Origin of the sequence: Chryseobacterium sp. Marseille-Q3244, assembly GCF_940807095.1 — a bacterium.
Classification (GTDB): domain Bacteria; phylum Bacteroidota; class Bacteroidia; order Flavobacteriales; family Weeksellaceae; genus Chryseobacterium.
In genome coordinates this window covers 171,693-198,292 of record NZ_CALNWX010000001.1, presented here as the reverse complement: position 1 = coordinate 198,292, position 26,600 = coordinate 171,693, and the positions used below count along the sequence as shown (strand labels likewise).

The 26,600-nt window shown below is 36.3% G+C and carries 25 protein-coding genes; 6 read left to right on the top strand and 19 right to left on the bottom strand.

Features of this window, described 5'->3' with window-relative positions:
* Nucleotides 1-29: 29 nt before the first annotated feature.
* On the bottom strand, nucleotides 30-797 hold the full coding sequence (locus NBX25_RS00850) for a rhomboid family intramembrane serine protease (protein ID WP_123909412.1): 768 nt from the start codon (nucleotides 795-797) through the stop codon (nucleotides 30-32).
* 9 nt (nucleotides 798-806) lie between these two features.
* On the opposite strand from NBX25_RS00850, the gene NBX25_RS00845 reads away from it, so the two are divergent.
* The 3 genes from NBX25_RS00845 (at nucleotide 807) to NBX25_RS00835 (ending at nucleotide 3,127) form a co-directional block, all read left to right on the top strand.
* Nucleotides 807-1,046 carry a hypothetical protein gene (locus NBX25_RS00845; RefSeq protein ID WP_250252362.1) on the top strand — a complete coding sequence of 80 codons (240 nt, stop codon included), beginning with the start codon at nucleotides 807-809 and terminating at the stop codon, nucleotides 1,044-1,046.
* A complete protein-coding gene (locus NBX25_RS00840) occupies nucleotides 1,046-1,972 on the top strand; it encodes a DUF3078 domain-containing protein (protein ID WP_123909410.1) in 927 nt (308 codons plus the stop codon). The genes NBX25_RS00845 and NBX25_RS00840 overlap by 1 nt, the downstream gene beginning before the upstream one ends.
* 231 nt (nucleotides 1,973-2,203) lie before the next feature.
* Nucleotides 2,204-3,127 (top strand): DUF3078 domain-containing protein, encoded by a 924-nt coding sequence (locus tag NBX25_RS00835; protein ID WP_250252359.1) that lies wholly within the window; start codon nucleotides 2,204-2,206, stop codon nucleotides 3,125-3,127.
* A 67-nt stretch (nucleotides 3,128-3,194) separates the two neighbouring features.
* On the opposite strand, the gene sufD is transcribed toward NBX25_RS00835, so the two are convergent.
* The 5 genes from sufD to NBX25_RS00810 all read right to left on the bottom strand — a co-directional run bounded on the left by sufD (nucleotide 3,195) and on the right by NBX25_RS00810 (nucleotide 7,788).
* Nucleotides 3,195-4,502, bottom strand: a complete 1,308-nt coding sequence (gene sufD, locus NBX25_RS00830) for a Fe-S cluster assembly protein SufD (RefSeq protein ID WP_123911800.1) — start codon at nucleotides 4,500-4,502, stop codon at nucleotides 3,195-3,197.
* Between the two features lie 164 nt (nucleotides 4,503-4,666).
* Entirely contained in the window at nucleotides 4,667-5,410 is a 744-nt protein-coding gene (gene sufC / locus NBX25_RS00825) for a Fe-S cluster assembly ATPase SufC (RefSeq protein WP_123909408.1), read from the bottom strand.
* Nucleotides 5,411-5,428: 18 nt separating this feature from the next.
* Nucleotides 5,429-5,935: a GNAT family N-acetyltransferase gene (locus NBX25_RS00820; protein ID WP_123909407.1), complete on the bottom strand. Its 507-nt coding sequence runs from the start codon at nucleotides 5,933-5,935 to the stop codon at nucleotides 5,429-5,431.
* A gap of 6 nt (nucleotides 5,936-5,941) precedes the next feature.
* Nucleotides 5,942-7,390: a Fe-S cluster assembly protein SufB gene (gene sufB / locus NBX25_RS00815; protein WP_123909406.1), complete on the bottom strand. Its 1,449-nt coding sequence runs from the start codon at nucleotides 7,388-7,390 to the stop codon at nucleotides 5,942-5,944.
* 68 nt (nucleotides 7,391-7,458) lie between these two features.
* Nucleotides 7,459-7,788, bottom strand: coding sequence for a HesB/IscA family protein (locus NBX25_RS00810; RefSeq protein ID WP_027372006.1), 330 nt, complete (start codon nucleotides 7,786-7,788; stop codon nucleotides 7,459-7,461).
* A 215-nt stretch (nucleotides 7,789-8,003) separates the two neighbouring features.
* Between NBX25_RS00810 and NBX25_RS00805 the strand changes: the two genes are divergently transcribed.
* Both NBX25_RS00805 and NBX25_RS00800 read left to right on the top strand, forming a co-directional pair.
* Nucleotides 8,004-8,957, top strand: coding sequence for a GLPGLI family protein (locus NBX25_RS00805; protein ID WP_250252356.1), 954 nt, complete (start codon nucleotides 8,004-8,006; stop codon nucleotides 8,955-8,957).
* Nucleotides 8,958-8,971: 14 nt separating this feature from the next.
* Entirely contained in the window at nucleotides 8,972-9,823 is an 852-nt protein-coding gene (locus NBX25_RS00800) for a GLPGLI family protein (protein WP_250252354.1), read from the top strand.
* 57 nt (nucleotides 9,824-9,880) lie between these two features.
* On the opposite strand, the gene ypfJ is transcribed toward NBX25_RS00800, so the two are convergent.
* The 13 genes from ypfJ to NBX25_RS00735 form a co-directional block, all read right to left on the bottom strand.
* On the bottom strand, nucleotides 9,881-10,741 hold the full coding sequence (ypfJ, locus tag NBX25_RS00795; RefSeq protein WP_250252352.1) for a KPN_02809 family neutral zinc metallopeptidase: 861 nt from the start codon (nucleotides 10,739-10,741) through the stop codon (nucleotides 9,881-9,883).
* A 77-nt stretch (nucleotides 10,742-10,818) separates the two neighbouring features.
* Nucleotides 10,819-11,661: a hypothetical protein gene (locus NBX25_RS00790; protein WP_250252349.1), complete on the bottom strand. Its 843-nt coding sequence runs from the start codon at nucleotides 11,659-11,661 to the stop codon at nucleotides 10,819-10,821.
* Between the two features lie 184 nt (nucleotides 11,662-11,845).
* Nucleotides 11,846-13,924, bottom strand: a complete 2,079-nt coding sequence (locus tag NBX25_RS00785) for an LTA synthase family protein (RefSeq protein WP_123909401.1) — start codon at nucleotides 13,922-13,924, stop codon at nucleotides 11,846-11,848.
* Between the two features lie 213 nt (nucleotides 13,925-14,137).
* A complete protein-coding gene (gene ribH / locus NBX25_RS00780; protein WP_250252347.1) occupies nucleotides 14,138-14,656 on the bottom strand; it encodes a 6,7-dimethyl-8-ribityllumazine synthase in 519 nt (172 codons plus the stop codon).
* 3 nt (nucleotides 14,657-14,659) lie between these two features.
* Nucleotides 14,660-15,367: a YfgM family protein gene (locus tag NBX25_RS00775; RefSeq protein WP_123320372.1), complete on the bottom strand. Its 708-nt coding sequence runs from the start codon at nucleotides 15,365-15,367 to the stop codon at nucleotides 14,660-14,662.
* 157 nt (nucleotides 15,368-15,524) lie between these two features.
* Complete coding sequence (locus tag NBX25_RS00770) at nucleotides 15,525-16,061, bottom strand: adenine phosphoribosyltransferase (protein ID WP_250252345.1); 537 nt, start codon at nucleotides 16,059-16,061, stop codon at nucleotides 15,525-15,527.
* Between the two features lie 3 nt (nucleotides 16,062-16,064).
* Complete coding sequence (locus NBX25_RS00765) at nucleotides 16,065-17,270, bottom strand: hypothetical protein (protein ID WP_123909398.1); 1,206 nt, start codon at nucleotides 17,268-17,270, stop codon at nucleotides 16,065-16,067.
* Nucleotides 17,271-17,453: 183 nt separating this feature from the next.
* On the bottom strand, nucleotides 17,454-18,785 hold the full coding sequence (locus NBX25_RS00760) for a quinol:cytochrome C oxidoreductase (RefSeq protein ID WP_250252342.1): 1,332 nt from the start codon (nucleotides 18,783-18,785) through the stop codon (nucleotides 17,454-17,456).
* A gap of 8 nt (nucleotides 18,786-18,793) precedes the next feature.
* Nucleotides 18,794-19,471, bottom strand: a complete 678-nt coding sequence (locus NBX25_RS00755; RefSeq protein WP_250252340.1) for a c-type cytochrome — start codon at nucleotides 19,469-19,471, stop codon at nucleotides 18,794-18,796.
* 1 nt (nucleotide 19,472) lies between these two features.
* Nucleotides 19,473-19,994: a DUF3341 domain-containing protein gene (locus NBX25_RS00750; RefSeq protein ID WP_047376185.1), complete on the bottom strand. Its 522-nt coding sequence runs from the start codon at nucleotides 19,992-19,994 to the stop codon at nucleotides 19,473-19,475.
* Nucleotides 19,981-21,378 carry an NrfD/PsrC family molybdoenzyme membrane anchor subunit gene (gene nrfD / locus NBX25_RS00745; protein ID WP_089735129.1) on the bottom strand — a complete coding sequence of 466 codons (1,398 nt, stop codon included), beginning with the start codon at nucleotides 21,376-21,378 and terminating at the stop codon, nucleotides 19,981-19,983. Before nrfD ends, NBX25_RS00750 begins: the two co-directional genes overlap by 14 nt.
* 25 nt (nucleotides 21,379-21,403) lie before the next feature.
* A complete protein-coding gene (locus NBX25_RS00740) occupies nucleotides 21,404-24,469 on the bottom strand; it encodes a TAT-variant-translocated molybdopterin oxidoreductase (protein ID WP_123858566.1) in 3,066 nt (1,021 codons plus the stop codon).
* A 23-nt stretch (nucleotides 24,470-24,492) separates the two neighbouring features.
* Entirely contained in the window at nucleotides 24,493-25,851 is a 1,359-nt protein-coding gene (locus tag NBX25_RS00735) for a c-type cytochrome (RefSeq protein ID WP_123858567.1), read from the bottom strand.
* A 182-nt stretch (nucleotides 25,852-26,033) separates the two neighbouring features.
* Here NBX25_RS00735 and NBX25_RS00730 point away from each other — a divergent pair, with 182 nt between their 5' ends.
* Nucleotides 26,034-26,591 carry an SPOR domain-containing protein gene (locus tag NBX25_RS00730; RefSeq protein WP_250252337.1) on the top strand — a complete coding sequence of 186 codons (558 nt, stop codon included), beginning with the start codon at nucleotides 26,034-26,036 and terminating at the stop codon, nucleotides 26,589-26,591.
* The last annotated feature ends 9 nt before the right edge of the window (nucleotides 26,592-26,600 follow it).

Here is a 26,600-nt window from a genome sequence, read left to right as displayed (position 1 = left end):
GTTTTTTATCAAATGTAATGAAATAAGTTTTATTTTCCTCTTAATTCATCCAAATGATCCCATATATCATCTCTTTTTTTATACGGGAGTTCCATGAAATCTTCCGGGTGGTTTTCTTTATATTCCTGCCAAAGTTTATCATCTTTTTCACTGTAATAATTAGGATATTCCCAGATGAATTTTTTCTTTTTCTCCCCTACATTTTTAAAAGCAAAAGCGATGATACTTCCTACAATCGCTCCGGAAAGGTGAGCCTGCCATGATATTTTACTAGGTTCCTGCATATTATAGAACAGTTCCTCGGGAAGCATTCCCCATACTAAACTCCCATAATATAAAACAACCAGTAAGGAAATGGTCAGAAATTTCATATTCCATTTAAAAACCCCACTGAAGAAGAGGAAAAAGGCTAATACATATACTACACCACTGGCTCCGATGGTACAGGTATACATATATTCGCCAGTCATGATGTCAATAGGAGGGAGCAGCCATACCAAAAGTCCTGTTGCAATCCATCCGATAAAGAATACTTTATTGGCCACTAGGGGATAGAATTGATACAACAGAAACATCAATGCTGCTATAGGGATAGAGTTTCCTATGATATGGTCTATATTTCCATGTAATAGAGGAGAGGTTAGGATTCCCAGCAGTCCTTCCGGTACCAATGGAATAATGGCTCCGAAGCAACTTCCAAAAAAGCCATGCATTTGTAAAAAATATCCGAACCACATTGCAGAGAGCATTAGCAAAGGGTATATAATCGCTTTTTTGGAAATTACATTTTTAAACATGGAGATTGTATGTCAAATCAAAAGCCAATGATAAATTTCGGAAAATTTGTCGATGAAATTATTTATACTTCCCTGATTTTAAGACAAAAGGTATTAAATTTAACTTTTAAACCTTTTATTTTGGCATTTGTTTCATTGAAGTATTTTGTTGTCAATGGGTTGAAAATTAGAAAAAGTATATTGTTTAAGGCTAAATTTACCTTTAAAAAAAATTATATTAATACTTTTGCATTGAAATTATTAGAGTAATGAAGAAGTTTTTATTGATTCTTTCCATATTTATGGGGGTTTATGCAAGTGCACAAGAAGAGTTGAAAAAAGATTCCGTGAAGGTAGATACAGTAAAATACTGGTCAGTATTAGGAAAAAACACTGTAATGATTAATCAGGCAGCCTTTTCAAATTGGGTAGGAGGAGGAGCCAATAACGTTGGTTGGTTGGCTGGTGCTAATTATAATATTACCTATGAAAAAGACAATGATCTTTGGGAAAATATTATTGTCCTAGGATATGGACAGAATGATACTAAAGGGTTGGGAATAAGAAAAACCCAAGACGTCATCAACGTTTCTACAAACTACGGGCGAAAGTTTTCCAAGAGTTGGTACTTTTCTTTAGGAGCAGGCTTTCAGTCTCAATTTGCTCCGGGATATGAGGATGGAAATAATCCGGAAGCAAAGAAAATTTCAAACTTTATGGCTCCGGGCTATATGAACCTCGGGATGGGTATCACTTACAGGCCTAATGACAATCTTACGGTCACTCTACGTCCTACCAACGCCAGATGGACGTTTGTCTTGGATAAAGAACTTCAGTTTGCAGGCAGTTATGGTTTGAAAAGTGACGGTGATTCTTCTCTTTTCCAGTTCGGTTTCCTGGGAACAGCAATGTATAAGCTGAAAATCATGGAAGATGTTCATTTAACAAATACAGCTTCAATCTTTTCCAATTACCTGGATCGACCGGATAGACTGGTGTTGGCTTATGGAGCGCTTCTGAATCTAAAAGTTAACAAATATATCTCATCCAATATCTCATTAGATTTACTGTATGACCATAATCAGATTGAAAAAACACAGTTAAAGCAGACGCTGGGAATTGGATTTGCCTATACATTGGATAATGGGGTAAAACGTTCTGATCGTAAAGACAGCCAATGGTGGATTAAAAAATAAATCAACAATCAGAATTCAATCATAAAAGCACTTCAGCAATGAGGTGCTTTTTTCCTTAGTTTAAATGTTAAGATTTTAAGTTGTTTTAAGTTTGCTGCGTGTGGGATGATTATTTAAGTGATTTATTTTCATTTTGTTATCACCGTGTTTTTAATTAAGAGCAATTCATTTTAATGTGAGTTTTATCTTGGCGTAAATTATTATTTATACATTTGTAGGAAATCGTTAATTATGAAAAAAGTTTTATTGATCGTTTCCGTTTCTTTTGGAGCTATGGCCATGGCTCAGGAAACAAAAACCGATGCTCCTGCAGCAGACACTGTTAAGGCCTGGTCTATTCAGGGACAAAATACTTTAATGCTTAACCAGGCTGCCTTTTCAAACTGGGTAGGTGGTGGAGCCAACAACGTAGGATGGCTTGCGGGTGTCAATTACAATCTTACTTATGAAAAAGGTAAAGACCTTTGGGAAAACATCATTATTCTTGGTTACGGACAAAACAACACACAAGGTACCGGAGTAAGAAAAACTCAGGATGTTATTAACTTATCTACAAACTATGGTAGAGAGTTTGCCAAACATTGGTATATTTCCGGAGGTATGGGTATTCAGACCCAATTTGCTCCAGGTTATGAAGATGGTAACAATCCTGATGCAAAGAAAATTTCAAACTTTATGGCACCTGGTTACTTGAGCGTTGGGGCAGGGGTTACTTATCGTCCGGATGATAATCTTACCGTGACACTACGTCCTGCAAATGCCAGATGGACCTTTGTTTTGGATAAAGATCTTCAAAAAGCAGGAACTTATGGACTTAAAAATGATGGTGATTCTTCTCTTTTCCAGTTCGGTTTCTTGGGAACAGCCATGTATAAGCTGAAAATTATGGAGAACATCACTTTGCTTAACACAGCATCCGTATTTTCAAACTACCTGGACCATCCGGAAAGGTTAGTGCTTGGATATAGCGGAATTTTAAGTATGAAGATCAATAAATATATCTCTACGAATGTGACACTGGATCTGTTGTATGACCATAACCAGATATGGAAAACCCAGTTGAAGCAAACGTTAGGAGTAGGTTTAGCTTATAATTTTGATAACGGAAAGAAACGTTCAGAAAATAAGGATAACCAAAGCTGGTTAAAGAAATAGCCCAAAAGGGTATAAATATAAAAAGCACTTCGTAAGAAGTGCTTTTTTATTGTCAATTATATAAGAATTAAAATTCTATATCTACTTCCAATTTCTCAGCTAAAAGCTTTGAAATTTTCTCTTTTAGAGGTTCAATATCGATATTTTGCATGGCATCATTAGCAAAGGCATATAAAAGTAGTGCCTGTGCTTCTTTTTTAGAGATTCCTCTCGCTCTCAGATAAAATAGGGCATCTTCATTAAGCTGACCTACTGTACATCCGTGAGAACATTTTACATCATCCGCAAAGATCTCCAATTGAGGTTTGGTATCAATACTTGCTCCCTCGCTTAGCAATACGTTATTATTCTGTTGATAAGCATTGGTTTTCTGAGCGATTTTATCAACAAAAACTTTTCCGTTGAAAACTCCGTGGGCATTACCATCGAAGATCCCTTTGTAGTTCTGATAACTTTCACAGTTCGGGAAATTGTGGTGAACAGCAGTATGATGATCTACCAACTGATCTTTTCCGATAATTGTGATTCCGTTCATGAATGAATTGATATTTGATCCATTATGAATAAAATCAAGGTTATTTCTTACCAATTTTCCTCCAAAAGAGAATGTATTCACAGTGGTTAAGCTGTCTTTCTCCTGTTTTGCGAAGGTATGATCTACAAGGTAAGAAGTATTATTGTCGTTCTGAAGTTTGTGCCAGTCTGCTTTTGCATTTGGATAAGTGAAGATTTCTGTCACAGAGTTCGTTAACACATAAGTGTCATCAAAATTGTGGTGACTTTCAATAACTTCAACTTTCGCTCCATCTTCTACAATTAGTAAGTTTCTTGTATTGTAGAATGTGTTTTCTTCTTGATTTTGAGAAATATAGAAAACATGAATAGGCTTTTCAATCACTACATTTTTAGGCACCTTCAGGAAGAAACCATACTTGCAGTACGCAAGATTTAAGTTGGTGAAAGCTAAATCTTTGGAAGCAATTGTATTGAAATATTTTTCAAATACCTCTTTATGTTTGTCATCATTCAACGCATAATTGAATGACAGAAATTCTACATTTTCAATAGAAACTTTTGAAAGTTCTTTATGAAGTTTACCGTTTACAAAAACAATCCAATCAAAATTTTCTTCTCCAAGATGCAATTCATCAAACTGCTCTTTAGTGATATTGTGGCTTTCTTTCGGGAAGAAGTTGTAGCTTTTTTCCGTGATCTCCTTTAGATTGGTATATTTATATTCTTCGTCTTTTTTTGTCGGAAAACCCATGTTTTCAAACTTTTGAAGAGCAGCTTTTCTATTGTCATCCAGAAATCTGTGACGAAGACTCTCCAAAAACTCATGATGGTTTTCGATGATTTGTTCTTTTAATGCCATTACTGGTATATCTGTGGTTTGCACCATTTTTTCTTTTTATTTTGAACTAAAAATATTGCTGTTCCGAGAAACAGTGAAATCCAATTTTTAATATTAGAGATTCTTTTTTTGCTACATTTATGAATGACCGCGAAAGTTTTTAATCTCTGAAATAATGTTTCTTCTTAGTTAAGAAGCCAGTCGTACCCTTTTTCTTCAAGCTCTAATGCTAAAGATTTATCACCTGTTTTGATGATTTTTCCATTAGCTAAAACGTGAACGAAATCAGGTTGAATATAGTTAAGCAATCTTTGATAGTGAGTAATCAAAAGGACTGCGTTTCCTTCATTTTTAAAGTGGTTTACCCCATCCGCTACAATTCTTAATGCATCGATGTCTAATCCTGAATCCGTTTCATCAAGGATAGCCAATTTAGGGTTCAGCATCATCATCTGGAAGATCTCATTTCTTTTCTTCTCCCCTCCGGAGAATCCTTCGTTCAATGATCTTGAAAGGAAATCTTTTTTGATGCCTAATTTTTCAGATTTTTCACGGATTAATGCAAGCATTTCTTTTGCCGGCATTTCTTCCAATCCATTTGCTTTTCTTGTTTCGTTTAAAGCAGCTTTGATGAAGTTCGTTACAGAAACTCCCGGAATTTCCACTGGATATTGGAAAGATAGGAAGATTCCTTTGTGTGCTCTGTCTTCCGGAGCATCTTCGATGATATCTTCTCCCTGGAACAAGATTTCTCCACCTGTCACTTCGTAATCCTCTTTTCCTGCGATTACAGAAGAAAGGGTAGACTTACCAGCTCCGTTTGGCCCCATAATAGCGTGAACTTCTCCTGGTTTTATTTCAAGGTTAATCCCTTTTAATATTTCTGCGCCATCTTCAATTTTGGCGTGAAGGTTTTTAATTTCTAACATTTTATTTGCTTAAACAAATTATTTTTGAATTCTATATACTAAACTTTCAGGTTGACCAGGAACATCATTTAGAGTCCCGATTTTGATCATACCTGCCTTTTCCAAAACTTTAACAGAAGCTAGATTACTAGGACGGACAATGGCAAATATTTCTTCTTTATTGTCTTCATTCAATCCAAAATCTATAGCTTTCTTTGTGAATTCTGTAGCATATCCTTTCCCCCATGCCTGGGAAGCAAAACGATAGCCTAAATTCAATTTTTCTTGTTCTCCGTAGAGTCTGTAGCTCAGTCCGCCAAAACCAATTATATTTTCAGGATTATCCTTTTCAACAATTGCCCAGCTTCCAAAACGATGGTTTTCCCAATGATCAAGCATTCTGGTAAATGTACTTTCTGCTTTTTCAAAACTCATCGGTCCGCCTGGGTTATGAATATTGGTTTCAGGATCATGATTAATTTCGAAGAATCTTTCAAAATCTTCTTTTGCAGGTTTTCTTAAAATTAATCTTTCTGTAGCTACCATGTTTTGTTATCCTACTGATCCTTCTAGTGAAATTTCAAGTAGTTTTTGCGCTTCAATAGCAAATTCCATTGGAAGCTTATTTAAAACTTCTTTACTGAATCCGTTTACGATCAACGCAATCGCTCTTTCTGTATCAATACCTCTCTGGTTACAATAGAAAATCTGATCTTCTCCAATTTTCGAAGTAGTTGCTTCGTGTTCCAACTGTGCAGTAGGATCTTTAATTTCAATATAAGGGAATGTGTGTGCTCCACATTCATTACCCATCAATAAAGAGTCACACTGAGAGAAGTTTCTTGCTCCTTTTGCAGAAGGCATTACTTTTACCTGTCCTCTGTATGAGTTTTGAGATTTTCCTGCAGAGATCCCTTTAGAAATGATCGTTGACTTGGTATTTTTCCCAATGTGGATCATTTTTGTTCCTGTATCTGCATATTGATGATTGTTGGTTACAGCGATAGAGTAGAACTCTCCGATGGAGTTGTCACCTTTCAGAATACAAGAAGGATATTTCCATGTTACAGCAGAACCTGTTTCAACCTGCGTCCAAGAGATTTTTGCATTTCTTTCACAAAGACCTCTTTTCGTTACAAAGTTGAATACCCCTCCTTTTCCTTCTTCATTACCAGGGTACCAGTTCTGTACCGTTGAATATTTAATTTCAGCATTGTCTAACGCAATCAATTCTACAACCGCTGCGTGAAGCTGATTTTCGTCTCTTGACGGAGCTGTACATCCTTCAAGATAAGAAACATAACTTCCTTCATCAGCAATGACAAGCGTTCTTTCAAACTGTCCTGTTCCTGCCTGGTTGATACGGAAGTAAGTGGAAAGCTCCATTGGACATTTTACCCCTTTAGGAATATAGCAGAAACTTCCGTCAGAGAATACTGCGGAATTCAATGCTGCATAGAAGTTATCTCCTCTAGGAACTACTTTTCCAAGATATTTTCTTACTAAATCAGGATGGTTTTTAATAGCCTCAGAAATAGAACAGAAAATAATTCCTTTTTCTGCCAAGGTCTCCTGGAATGTTGTTTTCACAGAAACAGAGTCTATTACAATATCTACAGCAACTCCTGAAAGTCTTTTTTGCTCCTCAATATTAATCCCTAGCTTTTCGAAAGTTTTCAATAATTCAGGATCTACCTGATCAAGGCTTTCCAATTCAGGTTTTGCTTTTGGAGCTGCGTAGTAACGGATCGCTTGAAAATCAGGTTTTTCATATTTGATGTTGGCCCAGGTAGGTTCCACCATTTTTAACCAGATTTTGAAAGATTCCAAACGCCATTCAGTCATCCATTCCGGCTCCTCTTTTTTGGCGGAGATGGCACGGACGATATCCTCATTTAAACCAATCGGGAAATCTTCATAATCAATTTTGGTTTCCCAACCGAATTCATATTTTTTATTTTCTAGATCGACTCTTAAATCGTCTTCAGTATATTTACTCATTATAATTTTTTAGATTTCAGATTTTAGACTTCAATTTTGCTTGATGCCTAGTATCTTATGTCTTTTCTCTAAAGACTAAATGATTCTCCACATCCACATGTTCTGGATGCGTTCGGGTTGTTGAAAACAAACCCTTTTCCGTTCAATCCTCCTGAATATTCAAGAGTTGTTCCTGCTAAATAAAGGATGGATTTTTTGTCTATAATAATTTTAATGTTATTATCTTCAAAAATCTGATCTGTGTCTGTTTTTTGGTTGTCAAACTTTAAAACATACTCTAAACCAGAGCATCCGCCGCTTTTTACCCCAACTCTTATATAATCTTCAGCAGGGTTAAAACCATCTTCCGTCATTAACTGGATGGCTTTCTCCTTTGCATAGTCTGATACCTTTATCATTGTATTTATTTAGAATGATTTAATGATGCAAAAATACGAACTAATTTCCGCAATCTCAAATCGAAGATATCTATTTTAATGATTCTGATCTTCATAGACAATTTTAATGTCTCGTGATTTATGTTAAAGTTCCATAATTTTCTCCTTTAAACCTAAGGATCTGCTTTTTGATTTTAACCTTGAATTCTATTTTTTATCTATAAAGAAAATGAATCATGAAACAAAAACTGCTGGTCTTTTGTGTATTGTTTTCGGCCATAATGTCTAATGGACAAACCATAAGATACGTATATGCAACACTGGTGAATCCGGACTCCATTAATCTGGTAAGTATGAAAAGTGAAAGAACTTTTCTGGATATTAAAAACAATAGGTCTTTGTTTATCAGTGAGAATAAATTAATACGGGATTCTCTTTTGGCTTCTTTTAAATCGCAAGTAAAAGAAACTCATAAAAAAGAAGAAAAAGATTTTTCAAAACTGGAGGGAAGAAGATCTGCTGAACCTACTTTTTTTGAATATTTTATTATTAAGAATGTTCCGGAACAAAAAGTGTACTATTATGATAAAGTAGCCGGGAAACAAATTTATTATCAGGAAGACAGACCTGTAAAATGGACTGTTTCCAATATTGTAGAAAAACAAAACGGATATACAGCGCAAAAAGCGGAGGTTAATTTTGGAGGCAGGATCTGGACTGCCTGGTTTACAAAAGATATTCCTGTTTCTGATGGACCTTATAAGTTTTCAGGATTACCGGGACTGATTGTGAAACTGGAAGACGATAAGGGAGATTATAAGTTTGATCTGGTTCAAAAAGTAACCATTAATAATGCTTTTGAGGAATCAATCAGTACAGAGGCGAAGCAAAGTACAAGAGTAAATTTTCATGGAGATAAAGCGGCATTAGAATTGGAATTTGGAAAAAACCGTAAAATAATGGCAGGAAATGGAGCTTCTGGTGAGAAGCCTATGGATTTTAATGGAGGCGGAAGACATGGAGGCGGAATGAATGGTGGTGGCATGAGAGGCGGCGGTCATTCAGGCGGAGGAATGCACCGGGGAATGGGCAATAATGGACAGGATTTTCCGATGTCAACTGCCAATATGAGTGATCTTTCTTTTAAAAACGGGATAGGGCAGAACCAAAACCCAATTGAGTTGAATTAAATAAAAAAATATAAATGAAAAAATTAAGTATTATTGCTCTGGCATTGTTTATACAACAGGTTTCTGCACAAGCCAACCGATTTGTGTATCAGGTAACGATGAAGCCGGATGCTGAAAATAAAGCAGATATAAAAACTGAAAATGCATATCTTGATATTTCTCAGGATAAATCTGTTTTTTACTCTGAAAACAGAATTAAAAGAGATTCCATTATGCAGAAAGCCTTTCAAGGCGGCGGTGGAAGAGGAAGTATTAACAGGGATCAGATGGAAGGTCTGAGGTCCAATATCAATTATTCTGTAGAAAAAGATAAAGCTAACCAAAAAACTTATTTTAAAGACAGAATAGGACGGGATATTTATTCTTATGAAGAAGACAGGCCTTTAAATTGGAAAATTTCCTCAGAAACCAGAAAAATAGGGGAGTATAAGGTTCAGAAGGCAGAAGCAGATTTTGCAGGAAGAAAATGGACTGCCTGGTTTACTACAGATCTACCCTATCAAGATGGACCTTATAAATTTGGCGGACTTCCGGGACTGATTGTAAAAGTTGAGGATGATAAAGGAGATTATTCTTTTGATCTGATGAAGAATTACAAGATTGCAGAACTTCCTGCTTTAAACCAGTTTGGAAATACCTTAAAAGTAAAAAGAAGTGATTTTGTAAAACAACAACAAAAGTTTAAAACAGATCCGATGTCTTTTATGACTCAGGGATCTGGAGGAATTTCTTCTCCAATGCGAATTGGCGGTGGTGGAAGAGGTCAAGGGGGAGGCAATCAGGATCCTGCTGAGATGAGAAAACGAATGGAAGAAAGGGTAAAAGAAGAAGCTAAGAAAAATACAAATCCAATCGAATTGCAATAAATAAAATCGCCAGTGAAATCATTCGCTGGCGATTATTTTATAATGTAAGTCTATTGACTATTTTAAAAGTTGATTGAAAGTATCCCCTTGTCTGATATCTCCGGTATTATATCCTTTCATAAACCATTCTTTACGCTGAGCAGATGACCCGTGGGTAAAGCTTTCCTGATTGACATATCCCTGTCCTCTTCTTTGGATATTGTCATCACCTACAGCTTCTGCAGCATCTATAGCAGACTGAATATCTCCTGGTTCCAGAATTTTTTTAGTATCATCAGTACGTTTAGCCCAAACTCCGGCATAAAAATCTGCCTGTAGCTCCGTAGCTACAGATACCCTGTTCATTTCAGCTTCAGAATATCTTCCGCTTCTTCTTAAGGCATCTACTTTTTGTGTAGTCCCTAAAAGCGTTTGTATATGATGTCCCATTTCATGAGCAAGAACATAAGCTACAGTAAACTCAGTGACTTTAGCTCCAAATCTTTGTTGGAGTTCCCCGAAAAATTCCATGTCCATATAGATTTTCTGGTCAGCAGGGCAATAAAATGGTCCCATGGCAGACTGCGCTGTACCACATCCGGAATTCGTTGTACTTTCGAAAAGAACAATTTTAGGATCAGTATAGTTCATTCCATTTTCTTTAAAAATCTGGCTCCAGGTTTGGGAGTTCCATCCGGCCATCATATCAACCATTTCCCCGATCTTTTTTTCCTGTACAGAAAGTTCTCTTCTTTCTCCTGTATTTCCTGAAGATTGTATGCTCCCGGAATTCAATATCCCAGAAGGGTCACCTCCCAAAAAGAAAACAATGGCTGCTATAATTAAAGTTCCGAGTCCGCCACCTACAATCATACCGCCGCCTCCTCCGGAGCCACGGCGATCCTCAACGTTGCCGCCTCTGTCGTCTGTCCATCTCATAATAATATGTTTTTGTGTCGTAAATTTATAAAATTAAAGTTTACAACCGTTTATTAAGTTGTGAATGCTTCTATTTATTATTCATTGAATTTTTCCCTCAGGATTCTTTTGTAATATTCTTTATTGTGTCCCTCAATATGATTAAGGTAGTTATATTTCTCCTGAAAATATTGTTTTTGACAGTTTTGTGGCAGATACTGGTTAATTGTGTCATCATCAGTATGCTCAACAATAGGGTAAGTAGGGAGTTCTGCCGGCAATAGAGATTTATTTTTTGCTATAACCTCAATGACACGATATTGTAAAGATGTCGCACAGCTGAATTTTGGGATATCTGTTTCTATATATTTTTTGTAATAATAATTAAGCGCTTCTTTTTTGAAGTGTTTATCCTGATGATTGATCGTTGTAAATAAGGTATAAAGCCAATTATATTTAATATAATTTTTTAATCTTCTTATGGAGGTTGTATCCTCCGGAGAAATAATAATATTAGGTAATTGGGTTTTCCTTAAAATGTCTACAAGCAGCAATTCTGAGACATTTTTTAATTCACCGTTATTTCTTCTCTGACCTATTTGTTCGTAAGTACTTATTTTTCCAAAAGTATCTACACTTAATTGTTGGGTAAGGTATTCATGGCGTTCAGCCTGATCTCCTGTATAAACAAACTTGTTATCCTTTTCTATGGTGATATTTAATTTTTCTTTGGGCTCAAGAAACAGAGTAATATTTTGAACAAATTCATTGAGGATATTTATGGAAACGTTATTAGTTTCTGTAAACTCTTTTTTATCACGGTTGTTGAGAGTAACTTCCTTTTTGCCATTTTTTATAATGATAGGGTTACCTGAGTTATTAATGATGGTAAGTGTCTGGGCTCCCACTCCTGAAAATAAAAATAAGAGGATGAACACCATCCTCTTATTTAAAAATGAATAATAATTCATAATATCTTAAAGTATAAAACTCAATACGTTAATAAGCGCTGCATTCATTTACAGTTTCTTTATTCTCTTCTTGAATTTTTTGATTTTGGTTAATGTTTTATTCTTTCAAATATAATAAAATATCCAATATTGGTGATTTTAAGAAAGAATTATTTTACCGGTTAAGTTGTTTAGTTTTCAACCAATAAGATGTTGATTGATAGGCTGAAATAGCATCATCTACGAGTTTCTGATCTGTGTTTTTCAACAACTTTTCATTATAATACAACTTAAACTCTGGAGCCAAATCACTTTTTTCCAGCTCAAGAGAATATTGTTTTGCTTTCTTTACTGGAGAAATAATGGTTAAACGATTGTCTTTTACAAAGCCAAGATCCTGGTAAGTAGCAATATAAGCTTTAGGCTGGAATTCCGGTTTGAAAACATCTTGTCCTAAAAATTTAGATTGGTAGCTGAAATTTAGCAATCCGAAAAGAGTAGGCATAAGGTCAATCTGCGACATCAATGTATCAAACTTCTGAGGCTGTATAAATCCTTCTGAAAAGATCATCGCAGGAATTCTGTATTTATCCATTGGAAGTTCCGTTTTTCCGGCACTGGAAGCGCAGTGGTCTGCAACGATCACAAAGACTGTATTCTTATACCAATCCTGTTTCTTTGCCATGTCGAAAAACAGTTTTAGAGAATAATCCGTGTACTTCACACCCCCTTCACGGGATTTTGAAGTTCCGGGAATATCAATTCTTCCATCAGGATAGGTAAAAGGTCTGTGGTTGGAAACCGTCATCCAATGGTTAAAGAATGGTTTTCCTGATTTCGCTTCAGCATTCATGACCTGAATGGCTTTTCTGGCCATATCTTCATCTGCAACCCCCCAAACATTGGCAAAAGTAATTTCTTCCGGTTTAAAGTTGTTTCTGTCTACAATATCATATCCGTTTCCTGCGAAGAAATCCTGCATATTATCAAAATAGCTGTAACCGCCGTATAGGAATTTAACATCATATCCTTTTGATTTGAATACATTTCCCGTAGTGAACTTGTTTTTATTATCATTTCTTTTGATGATACTTTCTCCTGCGGTAGGAGGAATACAAAGAGTCAAAGCTTCCAATCCACGAACGGTTCTGTTTCCTGTAGCATATAGATTCGTAAACATCATAGATTTATCTGCAAGACTATCCAGGAAAGGAGTAATTTTTTGAGTGTTGCCATAATGTTCTAAGAAATCTGCGGAAAGACTTTCGATAGAGATCAGGACTACATTTTTCTTTGCTTCCGGCTGTTCTGCCACAATATTTCTTGCTAACGTATGTTGTGGAAATTGGCTTAGGAAGTTTTTTTCTGCCTGCTGTTGATTAAGCTGTGAATAAAACTGGAAATAGTCAAGTTCATTATGGGTAAAAGCCCAGTAAAATTTAGGAAGTCCATTTGCTTCAATTTCATCAGCAAAAACATTGTCTGATTTGATCTCCATTAATGATGGAAGAGTCAGTAAACTAATGGCACAAAGTACAGCAAAAGACCCTAATAAGATCAGTTTCTGTTTAAAATCAGGTAACTCCAGTAATTCATCTTTTGTCTTTTTATAGATAAACCAGGTAATGGTTAATGTAACAATCATTATCCCTGAAAATAAAGGAATAACAGGGTAGCTTTCCATGATATTTCCAATAACCTCGTTGGTATATATTAAGTAATCTACTGCAATAAAATTGTAACGTACTCCAAATTCATTGTAAAAGAAGTATTCACTTACTCCATTGAAGATGATAAGGAGCACATACAGTAATAATGTGATAAAATATAAAACATTACGGATTTTAATTCTTTGAGTAGGAAGGAAAAGCATTAAACCAAATAAGAATGTTTTTACTCCTACAAAGGAAAGCGCTACTTCGGTTACAGAGCCTCCGTATTGTTTGAAAATATTATTAGGAATAAGCCAGATATACAGGAAAAATGCGACCAAGGCTCCAAAAATAATATACCCATAGGGTTTTTTATATTTAGAATTGGAGAGGAATAAAAAGTAGAGCGCAAGGATGGAACTGGCGAGGATAAAAACAAAGATATCGTTGATAAGGCCTACAAACAGTACTTTAATAATCTCAAAAAATCCAAAACTGGCTGTGGTGATAGGATGGAAAAAGAATACTGTCCTTATTATCAATGAAATAATCAGATAAAAAACTCCTAAATATAGGAAAGGTTTTATTTTTTTTAGAAACATGGATTTATGGTCTATACGATTTTCACAAAGATAGTTGTTGTATACAACTTTTAAGTCAAAAAAAGCAAAACCTGACATTTATTAATAAGATTTTAAGACTTATTCCATGTGATTTAAACAGATGTTTAATGAATTTGTCTTTATTCTGAAATCTTCCAACAAAAAAGGACTATTAAAAAATAGTCCAATTATATTGTTAAAGGGGTCACCGAATTAAGAATGTCCAAAACCGATGTTTCCTTTTTTATCAGATAATTTCTTTTTGAAATCAATCATTCTTAAAGCTGTTACTGCTGCTTCTACTCCTTTGTTTCCAAGGTCTCCGCCGCTTCTTGCAATAGATTGCTCTTTGGTATCATCTGTCAGTACACAGAAGATCGTAGGGGTATCGGTCATGATGTTACAATCCTTGATTCCTTGTGCTACAGCAGAACAAACATAATCGAAGTGAGGGGTTTCTCCACGAATCACACATCCGATAGAAATTACAGCGTCGAATTTTCTTTCTTTGCAAAGCTGCATGCTTGCATAGCTTAATTCAAAAGCTCCGGGAACAGGGAAAAGCTTAATGTTTTCTGCCTTTACACCTTCTTTTTCAAGAATTTCTAAAGCTGCATCACGAAGATTGTATGTTACAAAATCATTCCACTCAGAAAAAACAATGCCGATAGAAAAATCTTCGGCATTAGTTATATGAAGTGGCTTGTAATCGGAAAGATTAACTGTTGCCATTTTTTAGTAATATTTAGTCATTTCAATGTAAGAATCAGACATTCCGTTGTCATAATCCTGGTATTTCTCGTCAATTGCAGAGAAGTATTTCTTAGCATCTGCATTTTTCTTTAATCCTAATGCTACAATACCTGCTTTTCTTGTGAAGAAATAAGTAGTATAAGGATCATCAGAAGCAGTCGCTGCTTTGTCTAATAACGATAAAGCTTCGTCGTTTTTGTTCAATCCTGATTTTGCATCAGCCATAGCTCCATATTTCATAGCCATTAGCGTTTTGTTGTCAGAAGAGAATTTATCTAAAAGATCGTAAGCTTCCTGGAATTTTCCCTCTTTGAATTTCAATAAACCAGCATTGTAAGCAGATAGCTGTCCGATGCTTGTTCCTGAATATTCATTAGAAGTTCCGATGAAACCTGGGTTTGCAGCAGATTTTCCTCCTAAAGCTTCTGCGTTTTTATTTTCTGTAAGATTTTTCTGAGCAGCAAGGAAGCTTTTTACAGCTTCAGCATTTTTAGGCGCAACTACAAATTGCTTATATCCAAAGAATCCTAAAACTCCTAAAACTAAAACTCCAAATACAATCCCTAAAGGTTTTGAATATTTTTCAAGAAATCTCTCAGTGTTTAAGGCCTCTCTGTCAAGGTCTTTGAAGAACTCAACTGTTTCTTTACCTTCTTGCTCATTCTGAGCATTCTTTCCCAATTTTGCCATAAGTTTTTAAAAATTGAATTGCAAATTTAATTGTTTCTTAGAGATTTACAAAATACTTTTAGAGCATTGTTATATAAATGTTATGAATTATCAACTGTTACTATAGAAAATGCCCCGAAAACATAGTTTTCGAGGCATTATTTTTTATTGATATAGATTAATATTCTAAAATGTGGTAGACTTCTGCACCAAATTTCTTCAGCTTTTCATCGCCATTCAGACCTTTTAAACCAATAAGGAAACTGAATTGAGAAACAGTAGCACCTTGTTTTTCTACTAATTTAGCAGCAGCTTCAGTTGTTCCTCCTGTTGCTAAAAGATCATCATGGATTAGTACTCTTTGTCCTGGTTTTATCTGTCCTTCACGGGTTTCGATAATTGCGCTTCCATATTCCAGGTCATATTTTTCTGAAATGATTGGCGGGGGAAGCTTTCCAGCTTTTCTGATTAAGATAAAAGGAACTTCTAATGCTACAGCAATCGCAATTCCAAAAAGATAACCACGGCTTTCTATTCCACATACTGCATCTACTTTTCCTTTACTGAAAGCAGCAAGGTCTGCAATGACATCTTCATAAAGTTTCGGATCTAAAAAAATGGGCGATATATCCTTAAACTGAATTCCCGGAATAGGAAAGTCAGGAATATTTTCAATTGTTTCTTCTAGTCTTTTGATTAATTCTGCTGAAGCCATTATTTATGGGTTGATTTTATAGCTGGAAATTTTCCAGTCTCCGTTTACATTTTTAAGTCCGAAAGTTACCTTTAATGAGGTTGTCTTACCATTTTTATCCGTTACATCATAAGTAGCATTTACACTCGCTCCGTTAGGATTAGAGGCACTTGTTGTAATATTTTTAACACTTACATTTTTAACGGCTCCAAAACCAGAGTTAGGGTTAGAGAATGATTCATAACTTCCCCAGCTTGGGTTATTGGACGTTTCATAAGCCGCTTTTAAATTCTGAGAACTTACACTGTTCAGGAACTTGCTTACTGTATTTTTAGGATCTGCAGTCGGCTGTTTTGGAGTAGCCGGAGCTGTAGGGGTTACTGTACTTGGATCCGTTGTAGCAGGTGGAGTAGTGGTACCCGGATTATTAGGGTCTACTACCGCACTTGGTTGTTGCGGAACTGCCGTTGTATCTGTTTTTGGAACGGCAGGAACTTTCAGGGCTGCTGCATTTACATCCAATCCGATTTTAGACATTTTGAATGTCTTTGCCGTTGTTTTTACAGAAACAGTGATATCAATTTTGTTATCTACTACTTTTGAAGCCGGAATAGAGGAGAACTTAAGATTGAATCCTTTAAAGTTATTATCCTGCATCAGGTTTTTAGCAGTAGAAAGTCTTACTCCATTGCTGAAAACTTCTAATGTAGCTTCCAGACCTGCTCCGGTAAATGATACAGGATTTCCTGCTGCATCTACTAATCTTGGAACGATCTGGATGGATGTTGGTGCACCGCTTCCATCGTCTCCTGTTGGTCTGGTCACAAGGCTTAATGCTCCTGCTTTCACGTCATTAGGATCACTTTCCTTGGCTTTATCATCACCAAAGATATTCATTTCACCTAATGATGGTGGGGCAGAACTAGCCCATTCAATTCCATTTTTCTGTGCAACTTCGTCAGCTAAGGTCATGATTTCAGGAACTTTTTTCCCGTTAATCAGTTTTCCAAGAGCTTTTAGCTCATTTACATCCCCATCTGCTTCCACGCCAAATGTTTTAAGGATATAAAGAGCTTCATTAAACTTAATCTGTTTAATGGTTGGTAGGCTGGAAGTCATATCATTAATACTTGACTGCAGCGTTTTAGTATTCGTAGCATCTACATGATCTTTCTTACATGCTGTAAAAAGCAACAGACTGAAAACAAGTAGAAAAGAAAACTTTTTCATTTTTATTTGGTTTGTTGCAAATTTACTAAAACCTTTATTAATAGTGGATTTTATTTTTTGTTTTGTTTTTTCTGGAGTTTTCATTTGAAATTGTTGGAGAAAAATAACCGGCATATTTTGAACATAAAAAAAGACTGATTGCTTAAACAATCAGTCTTTTAGAGTTTATTGTGTTACAAGTCCTTAGAAAGGATACTCATAAATTTCAGATTCATGTAAGTATGGGTTTCCTGTAGGAATCAACTTTAATTTTGATAAAGCTGTTAATACAGTAAACATAAATAGTCCTGCAACAAATAAAACCGCTCCTGCTATTAATAGGAATACCTCAGGAGTGTTCCAGTAAGGTCCTACCGTTCCTGGCATTACCATATTGAAATAATCTAAAAGGTGACCTAAAATAACTACAACAGCCATTGTTGTTACTACTTTATAGTTTCTCTTGATGCTGCTACTTACTAATACCAATAAAGGTAATAAGAAGTTAACGATTAGCATTGGAAGGAACGTTGTTCCATAGTGTTGGAATCTTCCGAAGAAGTAGTTAACCTCTTCCGGTACGTTTGCATACCAGTAAAGCATGAACTGTGCGAACCATGTATATGTCCAAAGCATACTTGTAGCGAAAAGGAATACTCCTAAATCGTGTAAGTGGTTGTCATTGAACTGTGGTAAGAAACCATTTTTCTTAAGATAAACACTTAATAAAATGATAACAGCAATACCACTTGAAAGGCAGCTAACCATTGAATACCAGATATACATTGTAGAATACCAGTGAGGGTCAATAGACATCAACCAGTCCCAAGCCCAAGCTGCAGAAGCAAATCCGAAGAATGCAATATATCCTACCGCCCATCTGTAAAGCATTTGATACTCTACTTTTGAGTTCGTGTCATCTACTTTCTTAGATTGAGCTTTCAGTTTCCATGCAAAGAATGAAGCACCTATCACATAAATAAGAGTTCTGATAGCATAGAAAGGAATATTTAAGAATCTTTTCTTTTCAAATAAAATCACATCGAAATGTGCAGATTCTGGATTTGTTAAATCCGGATCCATCCAGTGGAATAAGTGACCTTGGTGGAAAATATTCAATAGCATAATTATTACTAGAATAGCACCTCCGTAAGGAATATAAGAAGCAATAGCCTCCATTACTCTTGTAATGATAATTGGCCATCCTGCATGTGCTGCATGCTGAATACAGTAGAAAAATAATACTGCACAACTTACTCCGAAGAAGAATACAGCTACGAAATGTATGGATGCTAAAGGCGAATTATGAACCTGCATTGTTGCATGCTCTAAATGAGCATTGTGATCCTGAGGTCCTACCATTTCACTTGAGTGTGTAGGAGCAGTATGACCAGAAGCATGAACAGCCTCCATCATGTGTTCTATTTTCTCAGTAGAAATTCCTTTGTTCAAAAAGAAACCAATACCGAAAAGAACTAAACCTACAACAAGAAGTATTATAGAAGTTGATTTTAATTTTGGTGAAAAACTATACATTTCTTTTCTTATTTTTTAGTTTCAGTAGTCGTTTCAGTTGCTGGTGCTACGGCTGCCGGTGCTGCTGCGCCTTTTTTGAAAGCACTCATCACATACATTGCCACTCTCCATCTATCACCAGGGTTTAGCTGTCCAGCGTAAGATCCCATCGCGTTTCTACCGTTTGTTAATACATAATGAACAGACCCTACAGTAATTTCTCTGTCAGCATAGTTTGGTACTCCAGAGAATGCACCTGTTTGTACAATTGGTCCTTGTCCATCACCTCCTGTTCCGTGACATGCGGCACAAGTGTGGTCAAACAATACTTTTCCTCTTTCAATATCCTTAGCAGCATTAGCTGGGTTTAGAGGAGAAGCTGTTAATTTTTTAGAAGCATCATAACCTGCGTTGTACTCGTCAACATTCTTTGGCTTTAAACCTTCTTCAAAAATACCATCTTTATTTTGTGCTACTGATCCTTCTACTGGAGAAAGACCTGTTGCACCATTATTTTTAACAAAAGCAGGGATTTCATTTTCATGATCTGAATATGCATCCTGAGCTTTCATCAATGGATCATAAGCTACCGGAAAATACATGTCCGGGAAGTATACCAACGGAGTGTTCTCCTTTGGTCCGCAAGAGTTAAGCAAAACTGTTGTTAAACCTAAAACTGCTGTAATTCTTAATACATTCTTTTTCATTTTAAGCGTCTTTAACAGTTATTTCTTCAACTCCAGTTTCAATTAGCAACTGCTTTACAGATTCTACATCTTCAGTTACGAATTCCATCATGAATTTATCATCAGTAGTTCTTGGATCCGGATTCTGAGCTGGAGCTCCCGGATACATTTTGTTTCTAACTAAGAAAGTTAAAGACATCATGTGAGCAGCACAGAATACCATTAATTCAAACATTGGAACTACGAATGCCGGCATATTGTGTGCCCAGTCAAAAGCTGGTTTACCACCAATATTCTGAGGCCAGTCATGGTTCATTACATACCAGGTAACCGTAGCACCGATAGTAACACCATAAAGAGCATATAGGAAAGCAGCATCAGAAATTCTGGTTTTCTTTAAACCTAAAGCTTTGTCTAGTCCGTGAACCGGAAACGGAGTATAAACTTCGTTTATTGCGATTCCTTTATCGTTGAATGCTTTAACGCCGTTCATTAAATCGTCGTCGTCAGCATAAAGTCCGTATACAATTTTAGTGGTGCTCATCTCCTTCTTTTGCTTTATAAGTTTCACCTGAAATTTTCAGAATCGATTTTAATTCAGCCTGTGCAATTACAGGGAATGTTCTTGCGTATAGTAAGAATAATACAGAGAAGAATCCGATTGTTCCTAAGTATACACCCACATCAATGATCGTTGGCTTAAACATAGTCCAAGATCCTGGTAAGTAGTCTCTAGAAAGGTTGATAACGATGATATCAAAACGCTCAAACCACATACCGATGTTGATGATTAATGCAACAATGAATGTCCAGATAATGTTTGTTCTTGCTTTCTTGAACCAGAACGATGCAGGAACAACAAGGTTACAGATAATCAATGACCAGAATGCCCACCAGTAAGGTCCTACTGCTGCACCCGGTGAAAGGTATGTAAAGTCTTCAAATCTTGATCCTGAATACCATCCGATGAAATATTCAGTAGCATAAGCTACCGTTACCATACCACCTGTTAAAACGATTACAATGTTCATAATTTCGATATGATACATCGTAATATATTCTTCTAAGTGACAAACTTTTCTAGCGATTAACAATAGAGTTTGTACCATTGCAAATCCTGAGAAGATCGCACCAGCAACGAAGTAAGGAGGGTAGATAGTTGAGTGCCATCCTTTAATTACTGAAGTCGCGAAGTCAAAAGATACGGTTGTGTGTACTGAGAATACAAGTGGGGTTGCCAAACCTGCAAGAACCAAAGAAAGTTCTTCGAATCTTTGCCAGTGTTTTGCTTTACCACCCCAACCGAATGCAAGGAATGTATAAATCTTCTTAGTCCAAGGAGTTTTTGCTCTATCTCTGATCATTGCAAAGTCAGGGATTAGTCCCATGAACCAGAATACAGTTGATACTGAGAAATACGTAGAGATTGCAAATACGTCCCAAAGTAGAGGAGAGTTGAAGTTCCCCCAAAGAGAACCGAATTGGTTTGGTAATGGGAATACCCAGTATCCAACCCAAACTCTACCCATGTGAATTACAGGGAAGATTGCTGCCTGTACAACCGCAAAGATCGTCATCGCCTCTGCAGATCTGTTTACAGACATTCTCCATCTCTGTCTAAATAATAATAATACTGCTGAGATTAGGGTTCCGGCGTGACCGATACCTACCCACCATACGAAGTTGGTAATATCCCAACCCCAGTTAATAGTTCTGTTAAGCCCCCATGAGCCAATACCTGTTCCGATAGTATAAGCGATACATCCGAATCCATAGATGAATAGAACTAAGGCTGCATATAATGAGATCCACCATAATTTACCTGCTCTTTCTTCGATAGGTCGTGCAATATCCTCTGTGATATCGTGATAAGTTTTGTGACCAATAATTAGAGGTTCCCTTATCGGAGCTTCGTAATGTCCTGACATTTTTTACCTATTTATTATTTAAACTTTATTTTTCTACTCTGTTTCTTACTTTAGTGTGATAGAACACGTTTGGTTTTGTTCCGATCTCCTCTAGTAAATAATATCTTCTGTTGCTAGAATATAAATCTCTAACTTCAGATTCTTTATCATTCATGTCTCCGAAAGTCATTGATCCTGTAGAACAAGCAGCAGCACAAGCACAAGAGTTTTTGAACTCAGCATCTGTTACTTTTCTGTTCTCTCTCTTCGCTGCTAAAATAGTAGCTTGAGTTTCTTGGATACACAATGAACATTTCTCCATTACCCCTCTAGTTCTTACAACTACATCTGGGTTAAGTACCATTCTTCCTAAATCGTTGTTCATGTTGAAATCGAACTTATCGTTTAGGTTATAAGTAAACCAGTTAAAACGTCTTACTTTATAAGGACAGTTGTTTGCACAATATCTTGTACCGATACATCTGTTGTAAGCCATGTGGTTTTGACCTTGCTTACCGTGTGAAGTAGCCGCTACCGGACATACTGTTTCACATGGAGCGTGGTTACAGTGCTGACACATTACTGGTTGGAAGATTACATCTGGATTATCAGCTGGGTGGTTTAATGCCCCTCCGTCTCCGAATGCAGTACCATACAATTCAGGTACAGCCATTCCTTCTTTTAATCCTTCGTATACTTCTACTTTCTGTCTTGAAGAATAGTAACGGTCAATTCTTAACCAATACATATCTCTAGACATTCTTACTTCTTCTTTACCTACTACAGGAACGTTGTTTTCAGCCTGACAAGCAATTACACAAGCTCCACAACCTGTACAAGAGTTCAAGTCGATAGATAAGTTGAAGTGAGGACCGTCAGTATCATCAAATGCATCCCAAAGGTCAATTTTTCTTGCTGGAAGAGCTCCACTGATCGTGTGGTATTCCAAAGGCTTGTTCCATCCTTTGTGCTCATCATCGAAAGGAACATTAATGAATTCAGCTAAAGGAACTTCCTTCGCGATTTCATAACGACCCATCAATGTATTTTGAAGCTGGATACCTGCAAATTCGTGGTCTTCTCCTGTCTTTTCAATTTTAACCCCTGAAAGAGCAAGGTTAGAACCGTCAAATAAAGGATAAGCATTTACCCCTGTATCTGCAGTTGCTCCTGAATTCTTTTTACCATAACCAAGGGCAAGACCTACAGATCCTTCTGCCTGACCAGGTTGAATAAATACAGGAACATCTTTTATTGTTACTCCATTTACAGTAAGGTTTACAATAGAACCATCCAGCTGCATTCTCGCGTTAAGATCGTTGTCAATTGCAAATTTCTCTGCATCTTTAGGAGAAATTGTCAAGTAGTTATCCCAAGACATTCTTGTCAATGGATCTGGCAATTCTTGTAACCAAGGGTTGTTTGCCTGAGTACCATCTCCCATTGAAGTCTTAGTATATAATACCAATTCTAATTCAGAAGCTTTGAAGTTTCCTAGTTCAGCAACAGCTTGAGCAGCGTTTCCACCTGTGTAAGCTAATGTTGTTGAATTATTAGAAGTACTGATACCATTATACAATGCTTTGTTGAAAGAAGTACCCCCTAGGATAGAAGCTGAGCTAGCTTTTAAATAATCGTAGTAATTGTTTGCCGCATTGTTTTTACCATTCTTCCAAACCAATAGAGACTCTTCAATCTGTCTTGATTTGTAGATTTTTTGGATAGTAGGCTGCATCAATGAATATACTCCAGTCTGAGGCTCAATATCTCCCCAAGACTCTAACCAGTTTGCAACTGGAATTACAGCTTTTGCTGCTTTGTACATTTCATTTTTCTTATCAGCTACAGCAACTACATAAGAAACTTTAGATAAAGATTTTTTGAAATCTTCTCCTTTTGGATGAGAGTAGATAGGGTCTACGTTGTTTGTAATTAATACTCCAACCTGACCTGCATTTACCCATCCTAAAAATTCCTGGTATCTTGCTTTATCAAATTCTTTTAGGAAGTTTGCTTTACCAGTGAAAGCTACTGAACCTAATTTTTGGTTGATTAAGTGTGCTAAAACCTGTGCTCCTTTAGAACCATCAGCTAAAACAACAGCTTTGCTGCCTTTTGCTTTCAATTCGTTAGCAATTTCTGTAGCGGTCTTATCAGAAGTACCACCACCTACAATTGCATTATAAACTTCAACTAAAGTTTTGTTTACAGCACTTGGTTTTAATCTATATCTTGAATCAGAGTTAGCTCCGGTTAATGACATGTTTGATTCCACCTGAATGTGTCTCAACATGTTTGGACCTGGTTTTCTAGCCGCAGCGTAAGATGTTTCTAAGCTTGAAGCGTTGTAATCTCCTAAGAAATCAGCGTGGAAAGAAACTACCAATTCAGAACCTTTAAGGTCATAAACAGGTAATGCTCTCTGTCCGAATACTTCCTGTGCTGCATCTAATGCTGCAGAGTATGGGAAAGCATCGTAAGTTACTAATTCTGCTGTAGGATATTTTGCTTTAAATTCACCAAATAACTTTTTGAAAGTAGGTGAAGCAAAAGAGTGTGATAAAAGCACAATCTTTTTACCTGAAGCTTTAGCTTCCTCTAAACCTTTAAGAACAAAGCTGTCTACTTTATCGAAAGTTTCATCCTTACCGTCTAATTTAGGCTGCTTTACTTTATCATTATCATAAAGAGAAAGTACACTTGCCTGAGCTCTTGCGTTAGTTTTACCTAAATCACCAGCAGCTGGGTTTGGATCAATTTTGATAGGTCTACCTTCACGGGTTTTTACTAAAACACTAGCGAAATCGAAACCGTCAAAATATGTTGATGCATAATAATTAGGAACCCCTGGAATAATATCGTGTGGTTTTACCACGTAAGGGATTGTTTTGATTACCGGAGCTTCGCAGGCAGCTAAAGTTACTGCTGCTGTAGAGAATCCTAGTAATTTAAGGAAATCTCTTCTTGAAGTACTTGATCCGTTTGTCTCAGCATCTCCAAGGAAATCTTCTACCGGAATTTCTTCCTGAAACTCTTTCTGAGCCAGCTTATTATTTAAAGCTGGATCTTTAAGTTCATGAATACTTCTGAATTGTATTTTGTTTGAAGCCATTTATACTTCTAATTTTTTAGTTATTAATAATGACATTTACCACACTCAAGACCTCCAATTGCATCTACAGTGATCTTACCTCCATCTTGTGGATATTGTTTTTTCAACTTGTCGTGTAGATTTTTGAAGTACTCTTTATTATAACCGTTGTTCATATCAACCTCAGTCGTTCTGTGACATTCAATACACCATCCCATAGTAAAGTCGTTAGCCATTTGAACAACATTCATCGTATCAATTTTACCGTGACAAGCCTTACATACAACATCAATTTTGTTGTTAGGATTCTTTTTGTTGAAAGAATTGATGATCGCTTGTTCACCCGCTACTACGTGCTGAGAGTGGTTGAAGTAAACGAAATCTGGCATGTTGTGGATTCTTGTCCATTCAACCGGCTGTGTTTTTCCTGTGTACTGTTGTTTAGCAGGATCCCAACCTGTTGCAGCGTAGATCTTCTGGATTTCTCCGTCATAGAATGCCTTGTCTTTTCCTGGCTCCATGTAGTGATCTGCGTTGTATTCAGAAATTGTTCTGTGACAGTTCATACAAACGTTCATAGAAGGAATTTCAGATACTTTTCCGTATTTAGCACTAGAGTGACATAATTGACAGTCAATTTTCTGTTCTCCAGCGTGGATTTTGTGAGAGAAGTAGATAGGCTGCTCAGGCTTATATCCTTTGTAAACCCCGATCCACATTAACCAGTTCCAAACTCCGTAAGCAGCAAGAATAGCAAGAATAGCTATTATACCTTTTCCTACATAGTGGAACTTCTCATACATTTCCTTAAACGAACGAACTCTCGTTTCGTTAAGCCCTGTTAATTCCTCAGATTGGCCTAGTTTTACTAATTGTCTTAGCTTAACCAAGATCCAAACTAATAGACCAGCAATGGCTAAAAGTGAAATGATGACAATGTTTGTTGTGCTTTTGTCTGCAGGAGCTGCCGCATCAGCGCCAGGTGCAGGAGTGGCTTCCGTTTTTTTCTCTTCCGGAGCCGGAGGATTAGTAGTGAAAGCTAAAATGTCATCAATATCCTTCTCCGTAAGGTTAGGAAACTGTAACATTTCAGTTTTATTATACTTTTCAAAAATTTCATTGGCGTATTTATCCCCAGAAGCTCTAAGAGCTTTGTTGTCTTTAATCCACTTGTGAAGCCAATCTCTGTCTACACCACCTTCTGTCTTTACACGTTCTACAACCCCCTTTAATGGTGGTCCTATTACTTGCTTGTCCAGCGCGTGACATGCAGTACAATTCGCTTTGAAAAGTTTCTCTCCGTTTTTAGGATCGCCGTCTTGCCCGTAAAATGAAGCACTGGTTGATAGCAATAAGCCTATTGCGATCAACGTTTTTTTATAATGCTTTCTCCAACTAATCATTTAAATTATCTTATGTTAGTAAATTATTGAAACATATCAATTCGGCAAAAATAATATTTTTAACAGAAATTTAACGGCATATATAAAGGGGAAAATATCATTTACGTTTAATTTGTATTGATTCTAAATAACTCGTTTGGTATAGTTTTTTAATTTGTATAAATTTGCGGAAACAAGTTTAAATGAGAAATTTGATCAAAATATTTTCGATATTATCATTGTTTGGTTTTTATAGTATTGAAGCCCAGCAGGTTGTTAAAAAAGATACGCTTTCAGGAACAGAGCTTGTCATCACTATGGATTCCAAAATAAATGCTGCTTTGGAAGGAGTTGAAGATAAATGTTCAAAGGTTGCTGTCAATAATCCCACTAAAGATTATAGTAATAACGACTATGGTATTTCTTCAGGAACAAATACAAAACCTAATAAGATTTATGTGCCGAATAGGGAATTGACTAATGCAGAAATTTGTAGAAAAAATCCTAGAATTTTAGGATATAAAATTCAGATCACAACGGTTAAAAGCAATGAGGAAGCTAATGAGGTGAAGTCTTATTTCAGAAAAAGATTTCCTAACCTTAAAGTGGAAACAGATGCTTCTTTAAGGCCAAATTATAAAATCTTGGCCGGAAGTTATTTCAGTAAGCAAAGTGCTGCAGGTGATCTTTCAAGAGTGAGAGAGTATTTTAAATCAGCAGTTGCTGTACAGTACAGAATTTTCTGTTCAGAAGCAAAATAATGTTCAAAA

Excerpts from the sequence above, each read along its gene's own strand:
- NBX25_RS00840 (WP_123909410.1), top strand. The coding sequence starts at position 1,046 with ATGAAGAAGTTTTTATTGATTCTTTCCATATTTATGGGGGTTTATGCA.
- NBX25_RS00735 (WP_123858567.1), bottom strand. The coding sequence starts at position 25,851 with ATGATTAGTTGGAGAAAGCATTATAAAAAAACGTTGATCGCAATAGGC.
- sufB (WP_123909406.1), bottom strand. The coding sequence starts at position 7,390 with ATGAGTAAATATACTGAAGACGATTTAAGAGTCGATCTAGAAAATAAA.
- ribH (WP_250252347.1), bottom strand. The coding sequence starts at position 14,656 with ATGGCAACAGTTAATCTTTCCGATTACAAGCCACTTCATATAACTAAT.
- sufC (WP_123909408.1), bottom strand. The coding sequence starts at position 5,410 with ATGTTAGAAATTAAAAACCTTCACGCCAAAATTGAAGATGGCGCAGAA.
- NBX25_RS00770 (WP_250252345.1), bottom strand. The coding sequence starts at position 16,061 with ATGGCTTCAGCAGAATTAATCAAAAGACTAGAAGAAACAATTGAAAAT.
- NBX25_RS00835 (WP_250252359.1), top strand. The coding sequence starts at position 2,204 with ATGAAAAAAGTTTTATTGATCGTTTCCGTTTCTTTTGGAGCTATGGCC.
- NBX25_RS00845 (WP_250252362.1), top strand. The coding sequence starts at position 807 with ATGTCAAATCAAAAGCCAATGATAAATTTCGGAAAATTTGTCGATGAA.
- NBX25_RS00790 (WP_250252349.1), bottom strand. The coding sequence starts at position 11,661 with ATGGTGTTCATCCTCTTATTTTTATTTTCAGGAGTGGGAGCCCAGACA.
- NBX25_RS00820 (WP_123909407.1), bottom strand. The coding sequence starts at position 5,935 with ATGGTAGCTACAGAAAGATTAATTTTAAGAAAACCTGCAAAAGAAGAT.
- NBX25_RS00800 (WP_250252354.1), top strand. The coding sequence starts at position 8,972 with ATGAAAAAATTAAGTATTATTGCTCTGGCATTGTTTATACAACAGGTT.
- NBX25_RS00740 (WP_123858566.1), bottom strand. The coding sequence starts at position 24,469 with ATGGCTTCAAACAAAATACAATTCAGAAGTATTCATGAACTTAAAGAT.
- ypfJ (WP_250252352.1), bottom strand. The coding sequence starts at position 10,741 with ATGAGATGGACAGACGACAGAGGCGGCAACGTTGAGGATCGCCGTGGC.
- nrfD (WP_089735129.1), bottom strand. The coding sequence starts at position 21,378 with ATGTCAGGACATTACGAAGCTCCGATAAGGGAACCTCTAATTATTGGT.
- NBX25_RS00805 (WP_250252356.1), top strand. The coding sequence starts at position 8,004 with ATGAAACAAAAACTGCTGGTCTTTTGTGTATTGTTTTCGGCCATAATG.
- NBX25_RS00785 (WP_123909401.1), bottom strand. The coding sequence starts at position 13,924 with ATGTTTCTAAAAAAAATAAAACCTTTCCTATATTTAGGAGTTTTTTAT.
- sufD (WP_123911800.1), bottom strand. The coding sequence starts at position 4,502 with ATGGCATTAAAAGAACAAATCATCGAAAACCATCATGAGTTTTTGGAG.
- NBX25_RS00850 (WP_123909412.1), bottom strand. The coding sequence starts at position 797 with ATGTTTAAAAATGTAATTTCCAAAAAAGCGATTATATACCCTTTGCTA.
- NBX25_RS00810 (WP_027372006.1), bottom strand. The coding sequence starts at position 7,788 with ATGATAAAGGTATCAGACTATGCAAAGGAGAAAGCCATCCAGTTAATG.
- NBX25_RS00730 (WP_250252337.1), top strand. The coding sequence starts at position 26,034 with ATGAGAAATTTGATCAAAATATTTTCGATATTATCATTGTTTGGTTTT.
- NBX25_RS00765 (WP_123909398.1), bottom strand. The coding sequence starts at position 17,270 with ATGAAAAAGTTTTCTTTTCTACTTGTTTTCAGTCTGTTGCTTTTTACA.
- NBX25_RS00760 (WP_250252342.1), bottom strand. The coding sequence starts at position 18,785 with ATGTATAGTTTTTCACCAAAATTAAAATCAACTTCTATAATACTTCTT.
- NBX25_RS00775 (WP_123320372.1), bottom strand. The coding sequence starts at position 15,367 with ATGGCAAAATTGGGAAAGAATGCTCAGAATGAGCAAGAAGGTAAAGAA.
- NBX25_RS00750 (WP_047376185.1), bottom strand. The coding sequence starts at position 19,994 with ATGAGCACCACTAAAATTGTATACGGACTTTATGCTGACGACGACGAT.
- NBX25_RS00755 (WP_250252340.1), bottom strand. The coding sequence starts at position 19,471 with ATGAAAAAGAATGTATTAAGAATTACAGCAGTTTTAGGTTTAACAACA.